Source organism: Escherichia sp. MOD1-EC4550 (assembly GCF_963876935.1).
Taxonomy (GTDB): Bacteria; Pseudomonadota; Gammaproteobacteria; order Enterobacterales; family Enterobacteriaceae; genus Escherichia; species Escherichia coli_F.
In genome coordinates this window covers 24322-43338 of sequence record NZ_CAWNSE010000009.1, presented here as the reverse complement: position 1 = coordinate 43338, position 19017 = coordinate 24322, and the positions used below count along the sequence as shown (strand labels likewise).

The window sequence follows — 19017 nt, the reverse complement described above, 5'->3', positions numbered from 1 at the left end:
GTCTACCCATTTTGGGTTAAGAATTATTAATCCATATCAATAGAAGGGTATGAGTAATAAGGTGGGATTATGTTGTATGTTCAAATCGCCGGATGTGTCGTATCCGGCGTTCAGTCGATAATGTGTTACTGCGGTTCGGCAGGCGCGCCATCCTGGGTAGACTGCGCGGGAGCAGAGAGGTTACCGCTGGTGGTGCGGGTATAGAGAATTTTATGCGTATCATTAGCACAATGCCCGACGACCTGGGAATCAGGCTGATCAACCTGGTCATTGGGTACAATACTTAACGTGAAGCTGCTTTCAGGTACGCCATTATTGATAATACGCTGTGATATATCGCTCTTTATGCGCTCACAGGAAACCGGGACGGCGAGTACCGCGGGTGAGGCGAGGGCGAGCAGAAGCGCGGCACAGCAAGTTGAGAGTTTCATCATAAGCTCCTTACGCGAATATAACTTCTTTAAGCATAGCATTTAACGTGTAAAGTACTGTATTTGCTACTATGATTGAGAATCATCTCTACTGTCTGGTGACTGTTGTGAAATACAAATTACTGCCATGCTTACTCGCGATATTACTCACAGGATGTGACCGCACAGAGGTAACACTTTCATTTACCCCTGAGATGGCCAGTTTCTCTAATGAATTCGATTTTGATCCGCTGCGTGGTCCGGTAAAAGATTTCACTCAGACATTAATGGATGAGCAAGGTGAAGTGACGAAACGTGTTTCGGGGACTTTGTCGGAAGAAGGCTGTTTTGATTCACTCGAATTACTGGATCTGGAAAATAATACCGTGGTTGCCCTGGTATTGGACGCCAATTATTACCGTGATGCCCAGACGCTGGAGAAAAGAGTACGTTTACAGGGAAAATGCCAGCTAGCAGAATTACCTTCTGCCGGGGTGAGTTGGGAAACCGATGATAATGGCTTCGTGATTAAAGCCAGCAGCAAACAAATGCAGATGGAATATCGCTATGATGAGCAGGGGTATCCGCTGGGTAAAACCACGAAAAGTAACGACAAAACATTATCTGTTAGCGCTACGCCATCAACGGATCCGATCAAAAAATTAGATTACACAGCGGTTACTTTACTGAATAATCAACGGGTTGGTAATGTAAAACAGAGCTGTGAATATGACAGTCACGCCAATCCGGTAGACTGTCAGCTAATCATTGTTGATGAAGGAGTAAAACCCGCCGTCGAACGGGTTTACACCATCAAAAATACTATCGATTATTATTAATGCTATTGTGCGGTCGGCTTCAGGAGAGTCTGACCCGGTGTTTTGTGCTCTGCCAGATACTGATGCTGGAATATGCACATGCGAATGGCATTCCGATATTGACCATTAATAAAGAACTCATGCATCAATTCACCTTCAACCGTAAAGCCAAGCTTGCGGTAAATGTGAATTGCTTTTTCGTTCTCTTTATCGACGATCAGATACAGCTTATAAAGATTGAGAACGGTGAAGCCATAGTCCATTGCTAATTTTGCGGCGCGGGTAGCCAGACCTTTCCCCTGATACTCCGGGGAGATAATTATCTGAAATTCTGCGCGGCGATGGACATGGTTAATTTCCACCAGCTCCACCAGACCGGCTTTTTCGCCGTCACATTCCACCACGAAGCGCCGCTCGCTCTGATCGTGAATATGCTTATCATACAGATCAGAGAGTTCAACGAAGGCTTCGTAGGGTTCCTCAAACCAGTAACGCATCACACTGGCGTTATTGTCGAGTTGATGTACATAGCGTAAATCTTCACGCTCCAGCGGACGTAGCTTAACACTGTGGGCGCTTGGCATAACGTGTCCTTACATTCCTTAAATCAATAACAGGTTAGGGGGTAATAACGCGGCCAGTTCGACGGTCCAGGCAGCGCAATGTATTTGGCTCCCAGTAGGCATTGATGTTGGCGCTTTGCTCGCATTTATCGCGGTTATCAAAAGCGGCGTCGGCTTTATCCCACTCTTTTTCAGTGCGTTTATTCACTTTCTGTCGCAGATTGCGCGTGTCATTCCATTGTTCTTTTTCCATTGCAGCGTGCTGGCGGCTTTGTGCACTGTCGCCAGACTCAATCACCAGTTTGTTAGTTTCGGCATGGGCCGTTGTGCTCAATGCAAGTGCGCAAGGCAGCAGAAAAGCGAGCAGGCCGATTCGTTTGCTGAGAGTGACTTTCATAATTCATTCCTTGTGTGAATGATTAAAGGCGATTCTACACCATCCACTGTGAACGCAAAACGCACCGGGAGGATGTTTATATTGATGATATTATGTCGCCCTATAACTATACATGATGTCAATAAGTGACAAAGATGATTAAAACAACGTTACTGTTTTTTGCTACTGCGCTGTGTGAAATTATTGGATGCTTTCTGCCCTGGTTGTGGTTAAAACGAAACGCCAGTATCTGGCTGTTGCTTCCGGCGGGGATTTCTCTGGCACTGTTTGTCTGGTTGTTAACGTTGCATCCTGCGGCGAGTGGGCGTGTTTACGCGGCTTATGGTGGCGTTTATGTCTGCACGGCGTTGATTTGGCTGCGCGTTGTGGATGGCGTGAAACTGAGTCTTTATGACTGGACGGGGGCGTTGATTGCGCTTTGCGGCATGTTGATCATTGTTGCGGGCTGGGGGCGCGCGTAAGGACATAAATCCATTTTATCAATAAGATACAAGGAAGTGTCAGCTGACAAAAGGTATTCTATTTCATCTTTTGTCAACCATTCACGGCGCAAATATACGCCTTTTTTTGTGATCACTCCGGCTTTTTTCGATCTTCATACTTGTATGGTAGTAGCTCAGTTGCGTAGATTTCATGCATCACGACAAGCGATGCAAGGAATCGAACATGAAGATCGTAAAGGCTGAAGTTTTTGTTACCTGTCCGGGGCGTAATTTCGTCACATTAAAAATCACCACTGAGGACGGTATTACGGGCCTTGGGGATGCCACCCTCAATGGACGTGAGCTTTCCGTGGCCTCTTATTTGCAGGATCACCTTTGTCCGCAGCTTATTGGTCGCGATGCACAGCGTATCGAAGATATCTGGCAGTTTTTCTATAAAGGTGCTTACTGGCGTCGCGGTCCGGTGACGATGTCGGCCATTTCAGCGGTTGATATGGCGCTGTGGGATATTAAAGCCAAAGCTGCCAACATGCCGCTTTACCAGTTACTCGGCGGCGCGTCTCGTGAAGGGGTGATGGTTTATTGCCATACCACCGGTCACAGTATTGATGAAGCTCTGGATGATTATGCCCGTCATCAGGAGCTGGGATTCAAAGCCATCCGCGTGCAGTGCGGAATCCCTGGTATGAAAACCACCTACGGCATGTCGAAAGGCAAAGGTCTGGCTTATGAACCCGCAACCAAAGGACAGTGGCCGGAAGAGCAGCTGTGGTCGACGGAGAAATACCTCGATTTCATGCCGAAATTGTTTGACGCGGTACGTAACAAGTTTGGTTTTAATGAACATTTGCTGCATGACATGCACCATCGCTTAACGCCTATTGAAGCGGCGCGCTTTGGTAAAAGCATTGAAGATTATCGCATGTTCTGGATGGAAGACCCGACGCCTGCGGAAAACCAGGAATGCTTCCGTCTCATTCGCCAACATACCGTCACACCCATCGCGGTGGGTGAAGTCTTCAACAGCATCTGGGACTGCAAACAGCTGATTGAAGAACAACTTATCGACTATATCCGCACCACGCTGACTCACGCGGGGGGGATTACCGGTATGCGCCGGATTGCCGATTTTGCTTCGTTGTATCAGGTACGTACTGGCTCACACGGTCCTTCCGATTTGTCGCCAGTCTGCATGGCTGCGGCGCTGCACTTTGATCTGTGGGTCCCCAATTTCGGTGTCCAGGAATACATGGGTTATTCCGAACAAATGCTTGAAGTCTTCCCGCACAACTGGACTTTCGATAACGGCTATATGCATCCGGGCGATAAACCAGGTCTTGGCATCGAATTCGATGAAAAGCTGGCGGCGAAATATCCCTATGAACCTGCTTATCTGCCAGTCGCACGTCTGGAAGATGGCACGCTGTGGAACTGGTAAGGAGTAAGATAATGAAAAGCATTTTAATTGAAAAACCGAATCAACTGGCAATTATCGAACGCGAAATACCCACCCCGTCAGCGGGTGAAGTACGAGTAAAAGTGAAACTTGCCGGAATTTGTGGTTCAGATAGCCATATTTATCGTGGGCATAATCCTTTTGCGAAATATCCGCGCGTCATTGGACATGAATTCTTTGGCGTCATTGATGCAGTGGGTGAAGGCGTGGAAAGCGACAGAGTCGGTGAACGCGTTGCTGTCGATCCGGTGGTCAGCTGTGGGCATTGCTATCCGTGCTCTATAGGTAAGCCGAACGTTTGTACGACACTGGCTGTATTAGGTGTGCACGCTGACGGTGGTTTCAGTGAATATGCCGTGGTGCCGGCAAAAAATGCGTGGAAAATTCCTGAAGCAGTGGCCGATCAATATGCGGTGATGATCGAACCTTTTACCATTGCGGCTAACGTTACCGGTCATGGTCAACCGACTGAAAATGATACCGTTCTGGTTTACGGTGCAGGTCCAATCGGCCTGACGATCGTTCAGGTATTAAAAGGCGTCTATAACGTTAAGAATGTGATTGTTGCCGATCGCATTGATGAACGACTGGAAAAAGCGAAAGAGAGCGGGGCAGACTGGGCGATTAATAACAGCCAGACACCGCTTGGCGAGATTTTCGCTGAAAAAGGCATAAAGCCGACATTAATTATCGATGCGGCTTGTCATCCTTCAATCCTGAAAGAAGCCGTAACGCTGGCTTCTCCAGCGGCACGTATTGTATTGATGGGCTTCTCCAGTGAACCGTCTGAAGTGATTCAGCAAGGAGTTACCGGAAAAGAACTCTCTATTTTCTCTTCACGCTTAAATGCAAATAAATTCCCGGTCGTTATCGACTGGTTAAGTAAAGGGTTAATTAAACCAGAAAAACTAATTACCCATACGTTTGATTTCCAGCATGTTGCTGATGCCATTAGTTTATTTGAACAGGATCAAAAGCATTGCTGCAAAGTCTTACTCACTTTTTCTGAATAATACCAATAACGGCGAGTAAGTAGTACGCATCTTACCTCTTTTTTAGAGATAACCATTATGACAATAGAAAAACACGAAAGAAGCACTAAGGATTTGGTGAAAGCAGCAGTATCGGGATGGCTGGGCACTGCGCTTGAATTCATGGATTTCAAGAGTCATGAATAGTAACTATTTGATAATTAATAAATTAATTTTTCACCACCTCGTTTTGGGGCATGGTTGGGGCAAACTCGCTTAGCTGTGTATTTAACAGGGCTACCTGTGCATTATTGTTTTCAGACATCCATTTCCCGTATACCTGAAACACCATTTGCGCATCTGCATGTCCCATCTGGTTTGCTATGAATGCCGGGTTGGCACCGGCTGTCAACGACCAGCAGGCATAAGTATGTCTCGACTGATATGATTTGCGGTGGCGGAGGCCAGCGCGCTTTATCGCTGCGTCCCACATCTGCCTTATTGAGTCAACGGTAAAATGGTCACCATAATTTTTTACTCTCGCTGACACTTCAGGTTGAAAAACAAAGGTGCATTTTTGTTTTTCTGTTCTGCCGAACTCTCTGAGGTGAACGTCAATAATATGTTCTTTGCTCAGCCTCGTTAGTGTCATCTGACTCCTGAGAGCGTCGATTGCAGGCTTGATAAGGTGAATTACCCGATTGGTACCAGCCTGTGTTTTCGGTACCGTAAAACGATCTTTTGCTAAATTTCTCCTGATCATCATTGTTCCATTTTTCAGATCTATGTCCTCCCACCCAAGCGCACACAGTTCACCAGGGCGAATGCCTGTATAAACAGAAACACACCATAAATTTTTGGCCTGCTGATTTCTGCAGGCGTCGATAAGACGGATAAATTCCTCCCGTGAAAGAGGATCAGGAATGGTTCTTGATTCCTTTAATGGCGAGATCCCCTTAAACGGATTATCTGCCAGGTAACCGTTATCAACACCAAACTGGAACACGGCGTTAAGATTTGTCATGTAATTATTTACAGTTACAGCCGATCTCCCTGGTTGTGTAACAATATAGTTACTTTTGGGGATCTGGTATCCAGTCAGTAGCTCTTTACGAACCTCCAGTAATTTTTCTTTATTAATCGATGAGGCAAGATTTTTTTCACCGATTATGCTCAGGATATTTTTGATGACGGCACGGTATGTGTTGAGTGATGCTTTGGCGACTTCAGTTTCTTTCAGTGCCAGAAATTTTTCAGCCAGTTCTTTTATGGTTAAATCTTGTCGGGCCTCACCAAATTTTTCCAGATTGCGTGAGGAGGGAAACTGTTTTGCATAGTCGAAAACACCAGTTTTTATTGCGTAACAAACAGAGGAGCGTAGTTCACCTGCAACGCGCCTGTTTTTTGCTGTGTCAGGAACCCCCAGATTTTCCCTGACTCTTACGCCTTTATAAACAAACCAGATACGTAATTTCCCTCCATGGTTTTCCACGCCTGTCGGATATTTCATTTCAACTTCTCTCATTAGTTAGTGTGGCTTTTAGTCAAGTAAGATGACGTCTTGGTCTCGCTGATGCCTGGCGCTCAATCCAGCGATCAATTTCTTCCAGGTTGTAAAAGCATGGACTGTTATCCCATGGCATACCGTCATGAGCGACATGCTTATATTCCCTTCCTTCCATAAACGATTTTTCCCGGGCCTTTTTTAACGTACCTTTTTTTATTCCTTTCAGCGCAATTAACTGTTCTTCGGATACCCATTTGCCGGGAGAGACAATCATGATTACTTCGCTCATCGATTTCTTTATCTCTTACATCAGACGAGCGCCGGTTGCAGAATACCAGTCACAACCGGCGACAGTTGAACATTAAGAATCAGCCTGACTCGGGATAAGTTTTTGCCAGATAACTGAAACGTATTTTGCCTGGTAACGGGCGTCATCAAGTGCATTATGGCGCTCACCTTCGAATGGAATAGCCGTTCTGGCATCGAAGTCTATGGCTTTCCCCAGCTCAACGATTGTGCGTACATCGCGATCGTTGTAGTAACGCCACGGGCAGGGGATCCCCTGCCGTTCGTATGAACGGCGCAAAATCGTGTTGTCGAAGTTGGCTCCATTTCCCCAAACCTGAACAAAAAATTCACCGGAGTTTTCGTCGATAAATTCCCGCAATTGTAACAGTGCATCATCTAACGGGATTTCATCGGTCATAATGGCAGATTGCGCTTCGCGTGATTGCTTAAGCCACCATTTAATGGTGTCCCGATCAATGACTCCGCCAGCAGTTTCCAGATCGATAGTCTTACTAAATTCCGGTCCCATATCTCCGGTTTGCGGATCGAAAAATATTGCACCTATTGAGATGATCGGGGCATCAGGATTTTTTCCCATGGTTTCAAGGTCGATCATTAGATGGTCACACGTCCTGCTGGTGGATGTGATAACGTGATGACCGTTCACCGTAATTAAGGGATCTGCCCTCTCGCCAGTTTCACTATCGCTGGCGTGGTCCTGAGCGCTGCCAGCATTCCCCTTGTGTGGATGTTCAGCGCCTTCCATTTTCTCCGAATCGTCTTCCTGAACTTCAACCTGGTTCTTGTCATCGAATGTTTCCTGGTATGTTGCGTCGCCCATCAGCGCACCACAATCATGGCAGTTGCCGCCACCGCTCTGACCGCAGGCGGTGCAGATCTTTTTCGGTTCCTGTTGCACTACTGGTTCAGGTTGTTTCGTTTCTGGCTCGTTTTGTTGCGTATTTGGGCTGTTTTGTTCCGCTTTCTGATCGTTCTGTTCCGTTTCTTGCTGGTTCTGGTTCACAGAATCGCGGGTTTCAATCCCCTTTACCCATTTCGGATCATTCGGATCGCTAATCCCTGCAACAAATTCACCGCGTGATACTGCAAGCAGTTCATCGGCGTCAGGCTGGCTGATATTGGCTGCCTGCATAATTTTGTTTACTTCGTCAGCGGTAACTTTTACCGGCCCTGGTTGTGCGGTCGTATCAGATGCACCAGTATTTTGTTGTGAACCTGAGTATGTACCGTTTTTGCGGGCGAAATATTCTTCTTTCGTGATTTCAGTAGCCCCGGCAGCCAGTGCCTTATCCAGACCAGAAAGTTTGTTTGCGCGACCGTATTTTTCGCCATCCTTGTCGGTGAAGAGGAAGTAGAACGGCCCCTCACGCTCTACAGATGGTTCGACTTCCACTTTGCATTCGGTTTTTTCGTTGTCCGGAATTGCCGTTTCCACTGCATCAGTTTCTGGTACTGGCGACGAGAGAGTATCAGTTGCGCTCTGATTTCTTCCTTCATCTTCAAACACGCCCTTTGTAGTCAGGTATTCAGTAATGTATTTGTTCAGTGCCACAGGGTCTTTGTGAATGTCGATCGGACGTTCACGGACAAGGCCAAAAATAGTCTGGCGGTCGTAGCGAAGGGCATCAGGTTGTTTGCGCATTGATGCCGAGATACGCTTCCAGTCTTCGCGGTCGTTGTCGATAACTTCATTTTTTGCCCAGCGATGGATGCTGCCGTCAATGTTTCCGGCATCAATGTCACCAGGCCACAGAGCGTAGGCCAGTTCATCATCCAGTGTTTTCCATGTCTGCTTGTATTCGCGACGAATGGCAGTAGTGACAGGGTTGATTTTTGCTACTGAGTTTTCAGTGTTCTGCCGGTTGACGCTGGCGCGGGCGAGATCAACAACAGAAGTATATGCACCACCTTCTTTGCGCTCCTTTTCCTGGCGTTTTTTACGGTCGAGAAAATATGCCTGAACGTCGGGCCATTTGGCGGTTGGTTTTAAATCACGTCTGGCATCGTTGATGTATTCAATCTGACGTTCCGGATACATGGCGTTAATTTCTTTAGTCCGGATAATTGCCTCTGCGAGGTGTCCGTCAAAGGTCATCATGTCGTCATCGCCAAGAAGCCCGCTTGCGTTGATGACCATATCCACGGTGACGTTTTCATGTGCGCCAAACTTAACGAGAACAGCGGCCTGTTTGTCGTCGGATAACTGATTAAAGTTAACAATTTCTGTATTCGGCTCTGGTTCGACCGGGACAAAGGAAGACGATCCCTCATCCCAGCGGTTTTCCTGCATATATTCGGTATCCCAGGAACCAAGGGCAGGGCGGGCCATGCCGGGTTTATCCTCGCAGACAAGAAATTTATAAGCACAGTCCTGAGCAGCCGGATATTGCTCCAGGAATTGCCAGGTAAATTTGGCACGGGCGCGGCGTTCGTCACCAGCTTCGATGGCAGTGGCTACAGCAACTGCACCTTCTTCCGTAATTGCCTGTTCGTCAGGAATGGCGGCGCAAATAAAGACTTTACTCATTTTGTTTTAACCTCATTACAGATTTAAGGGTGAACAAATCCCTGCCATTGCTGGCATATAAGAATCAAATCTGATGTATTCATTAAGCTGAATGTCGTATTGTGGCAGTTATTTTATTACTGCTCACCATGACTCTGCTTTTACAGGTAAACCATCACGACCAAGGAAGACTTTAATCATGGTTTCCTTAATACAGTGTTGTGTGGAAAAATCACGAATATAGAGCCGTTGTTTTTTAATGTTGTTTACCGAAGCAATATATGTTCTTCCTTTATGAATAACATAATCACCGGGAGTCACGCACTGACGAGGAATCTCATCAGTTCCGAAGTGATGAGCAATCATAATTATCTCCATTTTTACAAATGAACTTTGTTGATGCGGTGCCTGGTGCCTCCAGGTGACGTTAACCAGTTAACAATTAACGCCGGATACAGAGAATCCACCCATTTCACTGTTTTTGGTTTTAACTGTTCCGCGTGCGCTCAGCCGCATTCACCACATCACAAAATTCACTTTAAAAAGGGCGGCAGAGCAGTCACGGAGTAAAACTGATACCGCCAAACGTCACCAGAAAAATGATAACAGAGGGCGTTGCAGCGGGGTTGTCACTTAAGCGTATGGTCAACCTGACAACCCGGTGTCCTCAACGGGGGAAGGAATAACCCCGCCATACTTACCGCCGCGCCATTTCGCGGAGTGCCACAACCGGAAGCGCACGGTCGACGTAAATTTAACGACAGACCATTTATGAACTAACAGCCTCGCCGTGCGCTTTCGTGTTGTGTGCCTGTCTTTTTACCACTTCAGGCTCGGTGGTCTCGGCTATACCCCTACAGCGAGAGTCTGTGATAACATTTTAATACCCTTACAGTAGAGAGTTATTAATATGCCTGATGTATTCGGCTTGTTGAGCAAGTTATTCAGTAACGAACCCTTAGAGCGCCTTATGTATATGCTTATTATCTTTGTTTTGATATTGCTCTTTATGCCTGATTCTGTACCGGAGTATGTTCAAGACAAAATCAGCATTCCTTATATTTACCCGGTATTCGTTTTTGCCTTTTCTTTTGTGCTGGCTATAAATCTCCAACGTTTAGCTTTATTTCTTCGTAAGATCTGGCGAAGTCACCGGAACAATACAAGAGAACAAAAAATAATCAGTCATATCAATGCAGTTATCGATTCCTTGACTGCGGGTCAGAAAAAAATTCTTATTACGGCATTATCGAGGAACTATCCTGTGATCCATGCTGTACGCAATAATTCTGATATAAAAAAACTGGTATCTGCTAATATTTTGCTCCCCATGGAAGGGCAACTCCTTCCCGACGAAAATCCATACTGTGTTTTGCACATAAACGATATTTTCTGGCGTGCACTCATGCTCAGATGGAATGCCTATAGCGGTGAGATTGAGTGATCTTATTGCTCTCAAGCAATAATTTAACGCTCCTTACCTGCCTCTGGTTTATTGAGAGTTTGAAACAAACTCTCAATTCCATCATAAACTTCTCAGTTGTTAGCTTTTGCCGAACTGGAAAGCGCCTGTTTAAATTCGCTGAAGCTGAGAGCTTCTTCGCCTTCGGCAAGGCCTTCGAAGTATTCTTCGTAAGCCTTTTCCATGATTGCGTCGAAATCCATATCACTCACCTGAATTTCTTTCCAGCCAGCGACGCGCGCCAGATTCGGTTTTAAACGTTTTGCTTTTGGTATATGTCATCGCGGTGAACGTACCGTCCTGGTTGGGGAACACGCCACATACCAGAGATTCGCTGTTGCCAAGATCGATAGTATCCATGCTGACCTCATTTCCCCTTAACGCCGGGGTGGCGGAACAAAAACCTGCTGCATAGTTAAAGTTGAACCCTGCCGTCATGTTCTTACGCCTCGGGCTGGCTACTTAACCCCAGACCACTGCCTGGTAACTCGAAGTATTGCCCTGCGTTCTGTGGGGCGGGGTGGGGTGGTATACTATAAAACTAAATCTATTTAGTTTTATAGTCAAGTGTGATCTAGATATATTTAAAAAAAGGTCGACAAAGCCGACCTCTGATTGAAAAACAAAGTGGAAGCTATAGGCTGAACTGCACACCTTTTGCTACAGCAACAATTTTACATTCAGGTGTCAGTAAGGACGATTGATAGCGAGGATTGAGGGGGCTTAAATACACGAGTTTTCCGTCGATGACTAATTTTTTTATAGTCATAGATGGTTCGTTTGTAAGCGGATCTGGGACTATTACAGCGACGATACTACCATTTTTATATTTTTCTCTAGGCCTCATGATCACTGTGGCACCAACCGGAATGCTTGGCGACCCTGATGGGTTGTGCATAGTGTCATCAGGCATTGAAACGGCAAAATCCCCCTCCTTGACGTCAAAGAATGTGGTGATTCTGTCGGCATTTCCCATAGTTTTCTCTCCTTCTAAAATTAGGAAAGAAATTGCTTCCCCCCATGAAAGATAGGGGATTTGGGTGCCTGAATTGTTCTGCACAAGGGTAGGTTCAGTAGACGATACTCCATATAGGAGATAGGACTCAGTAGTTCCTAGTGCTTGGGCTAATTTACTAAGAGCTTTGCTACCGGGTTCGTTTAGGTCTTTCTCCCAGTACCCTATAGTTACCCCTGTTACGCCAGAAAGCTTGCCCAGTTCGACTTGGGTCAGTCCCTTGTCTTTTCTGAGTCTCTTAAGCCTAATGCCAAGGCTTTCCATCATCATCTCCCGTGAATTGAATATAAATTATTTTAGATTGCATTGACCTAAAAAAAATTATCCTTTAATCTAAAAATACTTAGTTTTAGGAGGGTGAAATGCGAGTTGATGAACTTGTCCAGTTTTTTGGCTCTGTTCAGAGAGTTGCCGATTTTTATGGGATAACCCGTGAAGCTATATACATGTGGCGCAAACGTCCTGGTGAAATAGTTCCCAAGGGGAGGGCCGCGGAAGCTGCCGCATACTCCAAGGGAAAATTATCTTTGAACCCAGAACTTTACAAAAAGAAGGATAACACCTTGAACGAAGGAAAGAATGATTCATGAAAATCAAGCATGAACACATCCGCATGGCTATGAATGCCTGGGCGCGTCCGGATGGTGAAAAAGTTCCGGCGGCCAAGATAACCAGGGCTTATTTCGAACTGGGAATGACGTCCCCGGAACTGTACGACGACAGCCATCCAGAAGCCCTGGCTCGTAATACCCAGAAAATTTTCCGCTGGGTGGAGAAAGACACCACTGATGCGGTTGAAAAAATTCAGGCGTTGTTACCAGCGATCGAAAAAGCAATGCCACCTCTGCTGGTGGCCCGGATGCGCAGCCACAGTTCAGTCTATTTTCGGGAGTTGGTGGAGACGCGGGAACGACTGGTGAGAGACGCTGATGATTTTGTCGCAGTGGCAATCGCCGGTTTCAATCAGATGAATCGTGGTGGCCCGGCAGGAAATGCTGTGGTGATGCACTAATAGCACGGTGTTCGGGGTTTTTTATGAGCAGCAAGCTTCATGGTCTTGTCTGGGAAGGGTGCGCCTTCACCGGCATGATCTTATCCAGGGTGGCAGTAATGGCTCGCCTTGCAGACTACAGCAATGACGAAGGTGTGTCATGGCCTGCAGTGGAGACCATTCGTCGTCAGATTGGGGCAAAGAGTGAATCAACGGTTAAAGCGGCGATAGCGGAACTGGAAAAGAACGGCTGGCTGACGAAGGAGGAGCGTAAGGTCGGTGGGCGTAATGAAAGCAATATCTACCGCCTTAATGTGGAAAAACTCGAAGCAGCAGCTGAGGCGGCGCGTGAGGCATATAAACCGAAAAGAAAAATTAGCCCGGCAAAAAATGACCCGTTAACAGTTGACCAGTCAAATATTGCCCCCTCAACGATTGACCCGTCAAATTTTGATGGATCAACCGTTGGTAAAAAACAGCCGGTTATGGGGGCGATGGTTGGCCCCGATCCGTCAGTATTAAAACCTGATCCGTCAGATAAAAGATCTTTTCGTCCGGAAGCTTCGCAACCGGACCCGCAGACGGCTGAACAGGACTTTTTAACCCGACATCCTGATGCGATTGTGTTTAGTGCAAAAAAACGTCAGTGGGGAAATCAGGAGGATTTGGCATGCGCACAGTGGATCTGGGGGCGAATCGTGAGTCTTTACGAACAGGCCGCCAGCGATGATGGCGAGATCACCCGACCGAAAGAACCCAACTGGACAGCATGGGCCAATGACGTGCGCATAATGCGGATGCTGGATGGCAGAACTCACAGACAAATCTGCGAAATGTTTGGTCGGGTACAGCGGGATCCATTCTGGGTAAAAAACATCATGAGTCCGTCAAAACTTCGCGATAAATGGGATGAGCTGGTTATCCGTCTGGGGCGTTCGCCTGTACAGCGTTGTGTGAATCACATTTCTGAACCGGACACCGAAATTCCACCAGGGTTCAGGGGATAAGTTTTGTTTGAGATTGGTAAATAATTTTTAACGGGAGAAATTTTGATGGAAACGTTGATTGATACGTTAAAAGCGATGCAAAAGGTGACGTGCACCGAGCTTGCTGCCAGTTTGGGCATTGAACCTGCAGAGGCGATTAAAATGCTGAGGGAGTACGAAGAGCTGGGAGAAGTTGTGTCGGTTAATGGTTACTGGTCTGTTTCAGAACGACAAACGGGCGTGAAAGAAAAAAAAGTAACGGTGTGTAAAGTGGAAAGAAAATCCCGTCCGGTGGTCAGCAGAAAAGAGCGTGAGCCACTGAATCGCTGCGACATCCTGTCCACACTTGCTCATGGTGGGGCAATGACCACCGCTGAGATTGCAATTGCTGTGGGGCGTGCTGATTGCGTCAGGTCGCTGGTTTCTGCGATGGAAAAGCTTTGCCGCGATGGCATGGTGATTAAGCTGGGACAGGGGAAGGGGTGTAAGTGGATGCGGGTAAAAGAAACCGGGGAAAATTTACCAGCAGAGCCGAAAGTTGTATCGGTAGAGAAAACACCTGGTAAAGCCTTTTCTCAGCCAGCCGTTGTTACGTTACCAGTACAGGAAGCGGCAACACAGGAAGAAATTAAAACAGATACTGTGGGGGACATTGTGCAGTCGTTGCCATCGTTCACTGAAACGCGAGCCAATGGCCTGATTTTACCATCGCTGCATATGGCAAACCGCGAACTGCGCCGGGCGAAAAGTCATGTCCAGAAGTGGGAGCGAGTCTGCGCCGCACTGCGGGAGCTGAACAAGCACCAGGATATTGTCCGACAGATTGTCGATTCCTCCAGTCGTATTGTGTCGGAAAAGTGATTCCTGGGGAGGGCTTATGGCAAAAGTATTTACACAGGAAGAGCGGGAAAAAATTAAAGGGCAGATCGTTGATCTCGTACGCCAGAGTGGGCGCGAGACGTTACGACAACTGGAAACTAAAACGGGGGCGACAAGATATCAGATAAGTGTTCTTGCCAGGGAGTTGGTTGCGAATGGTGACGTATACAACTCTGGCTACGGGTTATTCCCGTCTGAGCAGGCACGTAAAGACTGGCAAAACGCCCGCAAAAAACTATCGAGGGCAAAGGTGAAGAAACCAGTTGTGGTTGATCCAGACCTTATTTGGTCATTACCAGACGGAGAAATACGTCGTTACGACAGGCGTCATAATATAATTTGTAGTGAGTGCCGTAAAAGCGAAGTTATGAAGCGCATATTGTCGTTTTATCAGGGAGATGTTCGGTATTTATTGTAGTGATGATATTTAAGAGCATTAATTAATATGTGAATTGGCATTTTCATGGCATAGGGTAGAGCTAGCGTGGTTGTCCGCTTTGTGCCATTACCGGACATACTGAGCAGAAGGTTTAAAAGAACGCTTTCAGGACATATAGCAAGAGAGCAGGGATGATAGAATAAACCCAGTATATTTAATGTTTCAATCATGATAGTTTCTGAATTAAAGGGGGGTATCCCCCTTTAATTACTTGTACCACTCAGTCTGAATTTGGTTACTAACTTCATCAGAGAGATTGTACCAATAAACTAAGTTATTGGTTGCGTCTACAACAATAAGTTTATCATCACTATCCATGACCGCCCTCACAATTTTGGCTGCATCCTCGGCAGAGTAACTACAGTTAACATACCAGTTCGATTCAGTTGTTAAAGCCCAATTTCCTAAAGATTTAATTGCATCATACACAGCCGCATAATCTTTCGTTTTAATGAGGTCATAAGTAATAAATAAATTATTAGCCATAAATCATCTCCAAAAGGACAGAGAAAAAAGCGCCTAGAAAGGCGCTCATATATTAATGGTCTTTAAGCCATGCCTGTACTTTCTTAGCCGAATGACCTACAGCCTGTACGGCTTGAACAAGTTTGGCCTCGCTAACTCCAAACTTTTCAGCCCAATCACGTCTTTCGTAATCCTGTTTGATACTTATTAAATCATTGTCAGGGGTACCGATTTTGGTCTTATCATCAGCCATTTTACTGATTCCTCGTGATACAGGCTTATACCTGCCCATTAGTTATATGACTCCCGTGCCGCTTCGTAAACGTTCAATAATTAAACAATTGACGCTGATCATAAAACCAGTTAAAGGATTTGACTCTACCTTGGATATATGATGATGCCACCCCCTTTATATTGTTGTCGGTAATTCACAGGCATTGAACTCATGCTGGTGAGTGAAAGGCCACATAAACGCCCAACATTTAAACTGCTCTCAGCAGCGTTCGCGGAGCAATATACAGGCTTCGTATTCAATCCTTCCCCTACGAGAAATCCTAGACGCTACCTCGTTTTCAAGTGTCAGTAAGTTCTTTGTCAGACATCATACAGTCTTGAGCTGGGTGAGGTGCATGGGGGAAGCTGAAGCCTTAACTGTTGAGGTAAATCGAACCATAAGTGTGCAATTTTTCAAGCCCGGCGCTATTTTAGTCTTGAAAACAATTAGTACGCCCCCAAGGACAACTCATGATCGAATTTATCGCAGAGCATATAAACACTGTAAGCACACTTATCTCCGCTTTGGCAGCATTGCTAACAGCAGTTGCTACATTTTTCTTGTGGAGAGTAACAAGGCTATTAGCAGACGAGACAAAAAGGATGGTTGACGCATCAGTTCAACCTCACGTCGTTGTGACTCTTGAACCAAATTCTTGGGCTGCTTTTTATTTTGATATCAATATTGCTAATACCGGAAATGCCCCAGCCTATGATATTGAAATCGGATTTAATCCCCCACTGGTAAATGCTGAACATAGAAAAAATATAGGTATACCATTTAGCAAGGTTAGCGTATTAAAAAACGGCCATTCGCTCAACAGCAGTCTTTGTAAGTATGAACAGATTAAAGATCAAGTTTATTCTGTTAGTATTAGTTGGTCTAAACAGCCGGGCTCAACTGAAAGAGAGCGGAATGAGTATTCTTATGATATGGCTTCTTTCGAGGGGGTTAGCTACTTAGGTGCAAGGAGTCCAATGACACAGATAGCCGAGCAGGTGAAAAAGATTAGAGAAGACTGGAGGCCGATTTCCCATGGAAGCAAAAAAATTAAAACGGACAACTATAATTCAAGTGACAGAGCCGAGGAACAACGAGTGCGTGAAGAGTGGTATCAGACCACTGCAAAGAAATGGGATAAAGAAAAGCAAAAAGATAACTAATACAATTGACCTGATCCCCATAAATTAGCATACCACAATCTCAGGTCCGCTCTTCGCTCACAGCGGACCTTCAGCTCCGGTAACTTATCCGCTTCGTGCAAATTTCGCTCATAAGGGACAACCATACTCAAATCTCCCACATTTCAGGAGGTATGAGCACGTCACCGTGGAACAAAGACCAGATGGTCCGTTTAAGCGGGATACTTACAATCTAACTTCTGTTGGGTCAAGCCCTGAAAGCCGCTTAACATGAACTGTCCAACTTTATGGGGGCAGTCCAGTTGTAGCGGCTTTTTAGTATATCGTTAGAGGGGAGGGTAATACTATACTGGTAATTGCTTTGTGTCAGGCATTGGCTCGGAAAATCTTTCAAAATCGCTGTACGTGCTTTCATCAAAGAGCGAGATCGCTTCAATTTGTTCGATAGGAATGACGTGTCGAAAATGTTGTAAATTTAATGGTTCGGACTCAAATGTGATTTCTTTGGATAGATAGAGATCATAGTATCGGTGTTGTTCTATGTAGCGTAGTGAGTCCTTATCTCTGTAACCACTAATGAATGGTATGATCTCAAGATGCGCACTGTTGTGGAATTCAACACGTGGTGCTGACACATACCCGATATATACTTTTCTGGATTTTAGTGTTACAAAAATCAGCATCTCTGTGTCAATGGCTTGGATCAATAGGTTTTCTAGTGAATCTTTTGATGCCATCTCCCTGTAAGCCTTTTGGCGCGCTTCTTCATTCTCCATTTCTTTTCGCGCATCCACCCCCTCAGAGTAAGCAATACAACAAGCGAAAATGATGGTGATGACAGCAAAAAGTGGTAATTCCATCACTTTGGTTTCAAGTAACCAATTAAAAAAATGCCATTCTATAGGTTTGTCTCGGAAAATATTGATTATGTGTGGGATAGAGTTCAGTAGCCAGAAAAGCATGTAGATCCCGAGCGTCAAAAGAAATCCTTGAGCAACAAAACGACACCCATGCATTGCAACGTAGAAATAGGATGACCACCCATTTGTTCTTGCGTGATGAATTCTCGATTGATAGTGATTCTCGGTGTACCAAAAACCACACACGAGAATCACAGTTATAATCAATGGACCCATTAAGCAACTTCCTTGTCTGTACGGTTATGTAGTTTTCGCAATTGTTTCATTTTCTTGATGATGTCTGCTTGAACTTCTGGGTTTTCTATGTTCAGGGTGGCATTACCGTTCGCATCAACTGTAAGACGATATTTTGTCGTTTGCTCAAGATGGGTGTCAACATGGGTTGCTACAGCACTTGTGTATCGACGAAGCACTTTTCCGATAAGTGTGGGCATATGCATCTCTCCATTGTTAGTGAGTAACTTTTATTACATGTTATTTACTATATAGACAACGAAAAGAAAATAAAGTTGTAGTATCGAATGAACTAGAGGGGAGGGTAAGTAAAATCGCTGCGGGTGATTGAGGCTATCTGTCTCAGGCATGAACACCAAAAGGCAGATAAAGAAAAGCACAGTTAACATTAAGCGTCCTGCAAGACGCTTAACATTAATCTGAGGCCCAATCTATGTCTCACAAATGTAGGTTAGCCTCTTACGTGCCGAAAGGCTAGGAGAAGCAGGCTATGGAGCAGCAAAAGGCGATGTTAATCGCCCTGATCGTCATCTGTTTAACCGTCATTGTGACGGCACTGGTAACGAGGAAAGATCTCTGTGAGGTACGAATCCGAACCAGCCAAACGGAGGTCGCTGTCTTCACAGCTTACGAACCTGAGGAGTAAGAGACCTGGCGAGGGAGAAATCCCTCGCCACCTCTGATGAGTCAGGCATCCTCAATGCACCCACACTTAACTTGATTCGGCGGGTTTATTTTATCTGTAAATATTTTTATAAAAATAATGCCCACACACAGCATAAAACAAAAAGTATCACAGATAAAAAAGGAGCGTAATGTGCAGATTTGTT

The 19017-nt window shown here is 45.6% G+C and carries 26 protein-coding genes and 1 pseudogene; 12 read left to right on the top strand and 15 right to left on the bottom strand.

The window, feature by feature from the left end; all coding sequences use genetic code 11:
• Positions 1 to 125: 125 nt before the first annotated feature.
• Complete coding sequence (locus AACU19_RS05450; protein WP_105278778.1) at positions 126 to 431, bottom strand: DUF1161 domain-containing protein; 306 nt, start codon at positions 429 to 431, stop codon at positions 126 to 128.
• Between the two features lie 107 nt (positions 432 to 538).
• Here AACU19_RS05450 and AACU19_RS05445 point away from each other — a divergent pair, with 107 nt between their 5' ends.
• On the top strand, positions 539 to 1249 hold the full coding sequence (locus AACU19_RS05445) for a YnfC family lipoprotein (protein WP_077760064.1): 711 nt from the start codon (positions 539 to 541) through the stop codon (positions 1247 to 1249).
• A gap of 2 nt (positions 1250 to 1251) precedes the next feature.
• On the opposite strand, the gene speG is transcribed toward AACU19_RS05445, so the two are convergent.
• Positions 1252 to 1812: a spermidine N1-acetyltransferase gene (gene speG / locus AACU19_RS05440; protein WP_001138584.1), complete on the bottom strand. Its 561-nt coding sequence runs from the start codon at positions 1810 to 1812 to the stop codon at positions 1252 to 1254.
• A 34-nt stretch (positions 1813 to 1846) separates the two neighbouring features.
• On the bottom strand, positions 1847 to 2188 hold the full coding sequence (locus AACU19_RS05435) for a DUF1283 family protein (RefSeq protein ID WP_032303097.1): 342 nt from the start codon (positions 2186 to 2188) through the stop codon (positions 1847 to 1849).
• 134 nt (positions 2189 to 2322) lie between these two features.
• On the opposite strand from AACU19_RS05435, the gene AACU19_RS05430 reads away from it, so the two are divergent.
• The 3 genes from AACU19_RS05430 (at position 2323) to AACU19_RS05420 (ending at position 5100) form a co-directional block, all read left to right on the top strand.
• A complete protein-coding gene (locus tag AACU19_RS05430) occupies positions 2323 to 2649 on the top strand; it encodes a YnfA family protein (protein ID WP_001314753.1) in 327 nt (108 codons plus the stop codon).
• Between the two features lie 205 nt (positions 2650 to 2854).
• Positions 2855 to 4069 (top strand): starvation-sensing protein RspA, encoded by a 1215-nt coding sequence (gene rspA, locus AACU19_RS05425; RefSeq protein ID WP_001354684.1) that lies wholly within the window; start codon positions 2855 to 2857, stop codon positions 4067 to 4069.
• 11 nt (positions 4070 to 4080) lie between these two features.
• The gene (locus AACU19_RS05420) at positions 4081 to 5100 is read left to right on the top strand and encodes a Zn-dependent oxidoreductase (RefSeq protein ID WP_105278777.1); all 1020 of its coding nucleotides are present in this window, start codon (positions 4081 to 4083) and stop codon (positions 5098 to 5100) included.
• Positions 5101 to 5287: 187 nt separating this feature from the next.
• On the opposite strand, the gene AACU19_RS05415 is transcribed toward AACU19_RS05420, so the two are convergent.
• The 5 genes and pseudogenes from AACU19_RS05415 to AACU19_RS23700 form a co-directional block, all read right to left on the bottom strand.
• Positions 5288 to 6568 carry a site-specific integrase gene (locus AACU19_RS05415; protein ID WP_000876994.1) on the bottom strand — a complete coding sequence of 427 codons (1281 nt, stop codon included), beginning with the start codon at positions 6566 to 6568 and terminating at the stop codon, positions 5288 to 5290.
• Between the two features lie 34 nt (positions 6569 to 6602).
• Entirely contained in the window at positions 6603 to 6854 is a 252-nt protein-coding gene (locus AACU19_RS05410) for an excisionase family protein (protein ID WP_000005552.1), read from the bottom strand.
• A 72-nt stretch (positions 6855 to 6926) separates the two neighbouring features.
• Entirely contained in the window at positions 6927 to 9401 is a 2475-nt protein-coding gene (locus tag AACU19_RS05405) for an exonuclease (RefSeq protein WP_105278776.1), read from the bottom strand.
• Positions 9402 to 9524: 123 nt separating this feature from the next.
• Positions 9525 to 9746, bottom strand: coding sequence for a cell division protein FtsZ (gene kil / locus AACU19_RS05400; RefSeq protein WP_000560212.1), 222 nt, complete (start codon positions 9744 to 9746; stop codon positions 9525 to 9527).
• 26 nt (positions 9747 to 9772) lie between these two features.
• Positions 9773 to 9856, bottom strand: a pseudogene (locus AACU19_RS23700) (cell division inhibition protein DicB); the annotation flags it as partial.
• A 434-nt stretch (positions 9857 to 10290) separates the two neighbouring features.
• Between AACU19_RS23700 and AACU19_RS05395 the strand changes: the two are divergent.
• A complete protein-coding gene (locus AACU19_RS05395; protein WP_105278775.1) occupies positions 10291 to 10824 on the top strand; it encodes a super-infection exclusion protein B in 534 nt (177 codons plus the stop codon).
• Between the two features lie 92 nt (positions 10825 to 10916).
• Here the strand turns inward: AACU19_RS05395 and ydfB are convergent, their stop codons facing one another.
• The 3 genes from ydfB to AACU19_RS05380 all read right to left on the bottom strand — a co-directional run bounded on the left by ydfB (position 10917) and on the right by AACU19_RS05380 (position 12121).
• Positions 10917 to 11045, bottom strand: coding sequence for a protein YdfB (gene ydfB / locus AACU19_RS05390; protein WP_000344890.1), 129 nt, complete (start codon positions 11043 to 11045; stop codon positions 10917 to 10919).
• Between the two features lies 1 nt (position 11046).
• Positions 11047 to 11202 (bottom strand): DUF1391 family protein, encoded by a 156-nt coding sequence (locus tag AACU19_RS05385; RefSeq protein ID WP_000379592.1) that lies wholly within the window; start codon positions 11200 to 11202, stop codon positions 11047 to 11049.
• Between the two features lie 274 nt (positions 11203 to 11476).
• A complete protein-coding gene (locus AACU19_RS05380; RefSeq protein WP_000444616.1) occupies positions 11477 to 12121 on the bottom strand; it encodes a LexA family protein in 645 nt (214 codons plus the stop codon).
• A gap of 98 nt (positions 12122 to 12219) precedes the next feature.
• Between AACU19_RS05380 and AACU19_RS05375 the strand changes: the two genes are divergently transcribed.
• The 5 genes from AACU19_RS05375 to AACU19_RS05355 are packed head-to-tail and all read left to right on the top strand — an operon-like array spanning position 12220 to position 15131.
• Positions 12220 to 12447, top strand: a complete 228-nt coding sequence (locus AACU19_RS05375) for a Cro/CI family transcriptional regulator (RefSeq protein ID WP_001261751.1) — start codon at positions 12220 to 12222, stop codon at positions 12445 to 12447.
• Positions 12444 to 12869 carry a toxin YdaT family protein gene (locus AACU19_RS05370; RefSeq protein WP_001406730.1) on the top strand — a complete coding sequence of 142 codons (426 nt, stop codon included), beginning with the start codon at positions 12444 to 12446 and terminating at the stop codon, positions 12867 to 12869. The genes AACU19_RS05375 and AACU19_RS05370 overlap by 4 nt, the downstream gene beginning before the upstream one ends.
• A 23-nt stretch (positions 12870 to 12892) precedes the next feature.
• Positions 12893 to 13855 (top strand): helix-turn-helix domain-containing protein, encoded by a 963-nt coding sequence (locus AACU19_RS05365; RefSeq protein ID WP_105278774.1) that lies wholly within the window; start codon positions 12893 to 12895, stop codon positions 13853 to 13855.
• A 45-nt stretch (positions 13856 to 13900) separates the two neighbouring features.
• Positions 13901 to 14695: a DUF1627 domain-containing protein gene (locus AACU19_RS05360; protein WP_105278773.1), complete on the top strand. Its 795-nt coding sequence runs from the start codon at positions 13901 to 13903 to the stop codon at positions 14693 to 14695.
• Between the two features lie 16 nt (positions 14696 to 14711).
• Complete coding sequence (locus AACU19_RS05355) at positions 14712 to 15131, top strand: DUF977 family protein (protein ID WP_105278772.1); 420 nt, start codon at positions 14712 to 14714, stop codon at positions 15129 to 15131.
• 228 nt (positions 15132 to 15359) lie between these two features.
• On the opposite strand, the gene AACU19_RS05350 is transcribed toward AACU19_RS05355, so the two are convergent.
• Positions 15360 to 15638: a hypothetical protein gene (locus tag AACU19_RS05350; RefSeq protein WP_001406732.1), complete on the bottom strand. Its 279-nt coding sequence runs from the start codon at positions 15636 to 15638 to the stop codon at positions 15360 to 15362.
• Between the two features lie 52 nt (positions 15639 to 15690).
• Positions 15691 to 15870, bottom strand: a complete 180-nt coding sequence (locus AACU19_RS05345) for a DUF3606 domain-containing protein (protein WP_001406733.1) — start codon at positions 15868 to 15870, stop codon at positions 15691 to 15693.
• A 491-nt stretch (positions 15871 to 16361) separates the two neighbouring features.
• Between AACU19_RS05345 and AACU19_RS05340 the strand changes: the two genes are divergently transcribed.
• Positions 16362 to 17054, top strand: a complete 693-nt coding sequence (locus tag AACU19_RS05340) for a hypothetical protein (protein WP_001406734.1) — start codon at positions 16362 to 16364, stop codon at positions 17052 to 17054.
• A 323-nt stretch (positions 17055 to 17377) separates the two neighbouring features.
• Here the strand turns inward: AACU19_RS05340 and AACU19_RS05335 are convergent, their stop codons facing one another.
• Complete coding sequence (locus tag AACU19_RS05335) at positions 17378 to 18169, bottom strand: hypothetical protein (RefSeq protein WP_105278771.1); 792 nt, start codon at positions 18167 to 18169, stop codon at positions 17378 to 17380.
• Entirely contained in the window at positions 18169 to 18387 is a 219-nt protein-coding gene (locus AACU19_RS05330; protein WP_001406736.1) for a hypothetical protein, read from the bottom strand. The genes AACU19_RS05335 and AACU19_RS05330 overlap by 1 nt, the downstream gene beginning before the upstream one ends.
• 290 nt (positions 18388 to 18677) lie before the next feature.
• On the opposite strand from AACU19_RS05330, the gene hokD reads away from it, so the two are divergent.
• The gene (gene hokD, locus AACU19_RS05325) at positions 18678 to 18833 is read left to right on the top strand and encodes a type I toxin-antitoxin system toxin HokD (RefSeq protein ID WP_105278770.1); all 156 of its coding nucleotides are present in this window, start codon (positions 18678 to 18680) and stop codon (positions 18831 to 18833) included.
• The last annotated feature ends 184 nt before the right edge of the window (positions 18834 to 19017 follow it).

Excerpts from the sequence above, each read along its gene's own strand:
- AACU19_RS05420 (WP_105278777.1), top strand. The coding sequence starts at position 4,081 with ATGAAAAGCATTTTAATTGAAAAACCGAATCAACTGGCAATTATCGAA.
- kil (WP_000560212.1), bottom strand. The coding sequence starts at position 9,746 with ATGATTGCTCATCACTTCGGAACTGATGAGATTCCTCGTCAGTGCGTG.
- AACU19_RS05395 (WP_105278775.1), top strand. The coding sequence starts at position 10,291 with ATGCCTGATGTATTCGGCTTGTTGAGCAAGTTATTCAGTAACGAACCC.
- AACU19_RS05335 (WP_105278771.1), bottom strand. The coding sequence starts at position 18,169 with ATGGGTCCATTGATTATAACTGTGATTCTCGTGTGTGGTTTTTGGTAC.
- AACU19_RS05355 (WP_105278772.1), top strand. The coding sequence starts at position 14,712 with ATGGCAAAAGTATTTACACAGGAAGAGCGGGAAAAAATTAAAGGGCAG.
- AACU19_RS05415 (WP_000876994.1), bottom strand. The coding sequence starts at position 6,568 with ATGAAATATCCGACAGGCGTGGAAAACCATGGAGGGAAATTACGTATC.
- AACU19_RS05345 (WP_001406733.1), bottom strand. The coding sequence starts at position 15,870 with ATGGCTGATGATAAGACCAAAATCGGTACCCCTGACAATGATTTAATA.
- hokD (WP_105278770.1), top strand. The coding sequence starts at position 18,678 with ATGGAGCAGCAAAAGGCGATGTTAATCGCCCTGATCGTCATCTGTTTA.
- AACU19_RS05340 (WP_001406734.1), top strand. The coding sequence starts at position 16,362 with ATGATCGAATTTATCGCAGAGCATATAAACACTGTAAGCACACTTATC.
- AACU19_RS05350 (WP_001406732.1), bottom strand. The coding sequence starts at position 15,638 with ATGGCTAATAATTTATTTATTACTTATGACCTCATTAAAACGAAAGAT.
- AACU19_RS05410 (WP_000005552.1), bottom strand. The coding sequence starts at position 6,854 with ATGAGCGAAGTAATCATGATTGTCTCTCCCGGCAAATGGGTATCCGAA.
- AACU19_RS05375 (WP_001261751.1), top strand. The coding sequence starts at position 12,220 with ATGCGAGTTGATGAACTTGTCCAGTTTTTTGGCTCTGTTCAGAGAGTT.
- AACU19_RS05330 (WP_001406736.1), bottom strand. The coding sequence starts at position 18,387 with ATGCCCACACTTATCGGAAAAGTGCTTCGTCGATACACAAGTGCTGTA.
- AACU19_RS05365 (WP_105278774.1), top strand. The coding sequence starts at position 12,893 with ATGAGCAGCAAGCTTCATGGTCTTGTCTGGGAAGGGTGCGCCTTCACC.
- speG (WP_001138584.1), bottom strand. The coding sequence starts at position 1,812 with ATGCCAAGCGCCCACAGTGTTAAGCTACGTCCGCTGGAGCGTGAAGAT.
- AACU19_RS05430 (WP_001314753.1), top strand. The coding sequence starts at position 2,323 with ATGATTAAAACAACGTTACTGTTTTTTGCTACTGCGCTGTGTGAAATT.
- AACU19_RS05380 (WP_000444616.1), bottom strand. The coding sequence starts at position 12,121 with ATGGAAAGCCTTGGCATTAGGCTTAAGAGACTCAGAAAAGACAAGGGA.
- ydfB (WP_000344890.1), bottom strand. The coding sequence starts at position 11,045 with ATGGATTTCGACGCAATCATGGAAAAGGCTTACGAAGAATACTTCGAA.
- AACU19_RS05360 (WP_105278773.1), top strand. The coding sequence starts at position 13,901 with ATGGAAACGTTGATTGATACGTTAAAAGCGATGCAAAAGGTGACGTGC.
- AACU19_RS05405 (WP_105278776.1), bottom strand. The coding sequence starts at position 9,401 with ATGAGTAAAGTCTTTATTTGCGCCGCCATTCCTGACGAACAGGCAATT.
- AACU19_RS05450 (WP_105278778.1), bottom strand. The coding sequence starts at position 431 with ATGAAACTCTCAACTTGCTGTGCCGCGCTTCTGCTCGCCCTCGCCTCA.
- AACU19_RS05370 (WP_001406730.1), top strand. The coding sequence starts at position 12,444 with ATGAAAATCAAGCATGAACACATCCGCATGGCTATGAATGCCTGGGCG.
- rspA (WP_001354684.1), top strand. The coding sequence starts at position 2,855 with ATGAAGATCGTAAAGGCTGAAGTTTTTGTTACCTGTCCGGGGCGTAAT.
- AACU19_RS05385 (WP_000379592.1), bottom strand. The coding sequence starts at position 11,202 with ATGGATACTATCGATCTTGGCAACAGCGAATCTCTGGTATGTGGCGTG.
- AACU19_RS05435 (WP_032303097.1), bottom strand. The coding sequence starts at position 2,188 with ATGAAAGTCACTCTCAGCAAACGAATCGGCCTGCTCGCTTTTCTGCTG.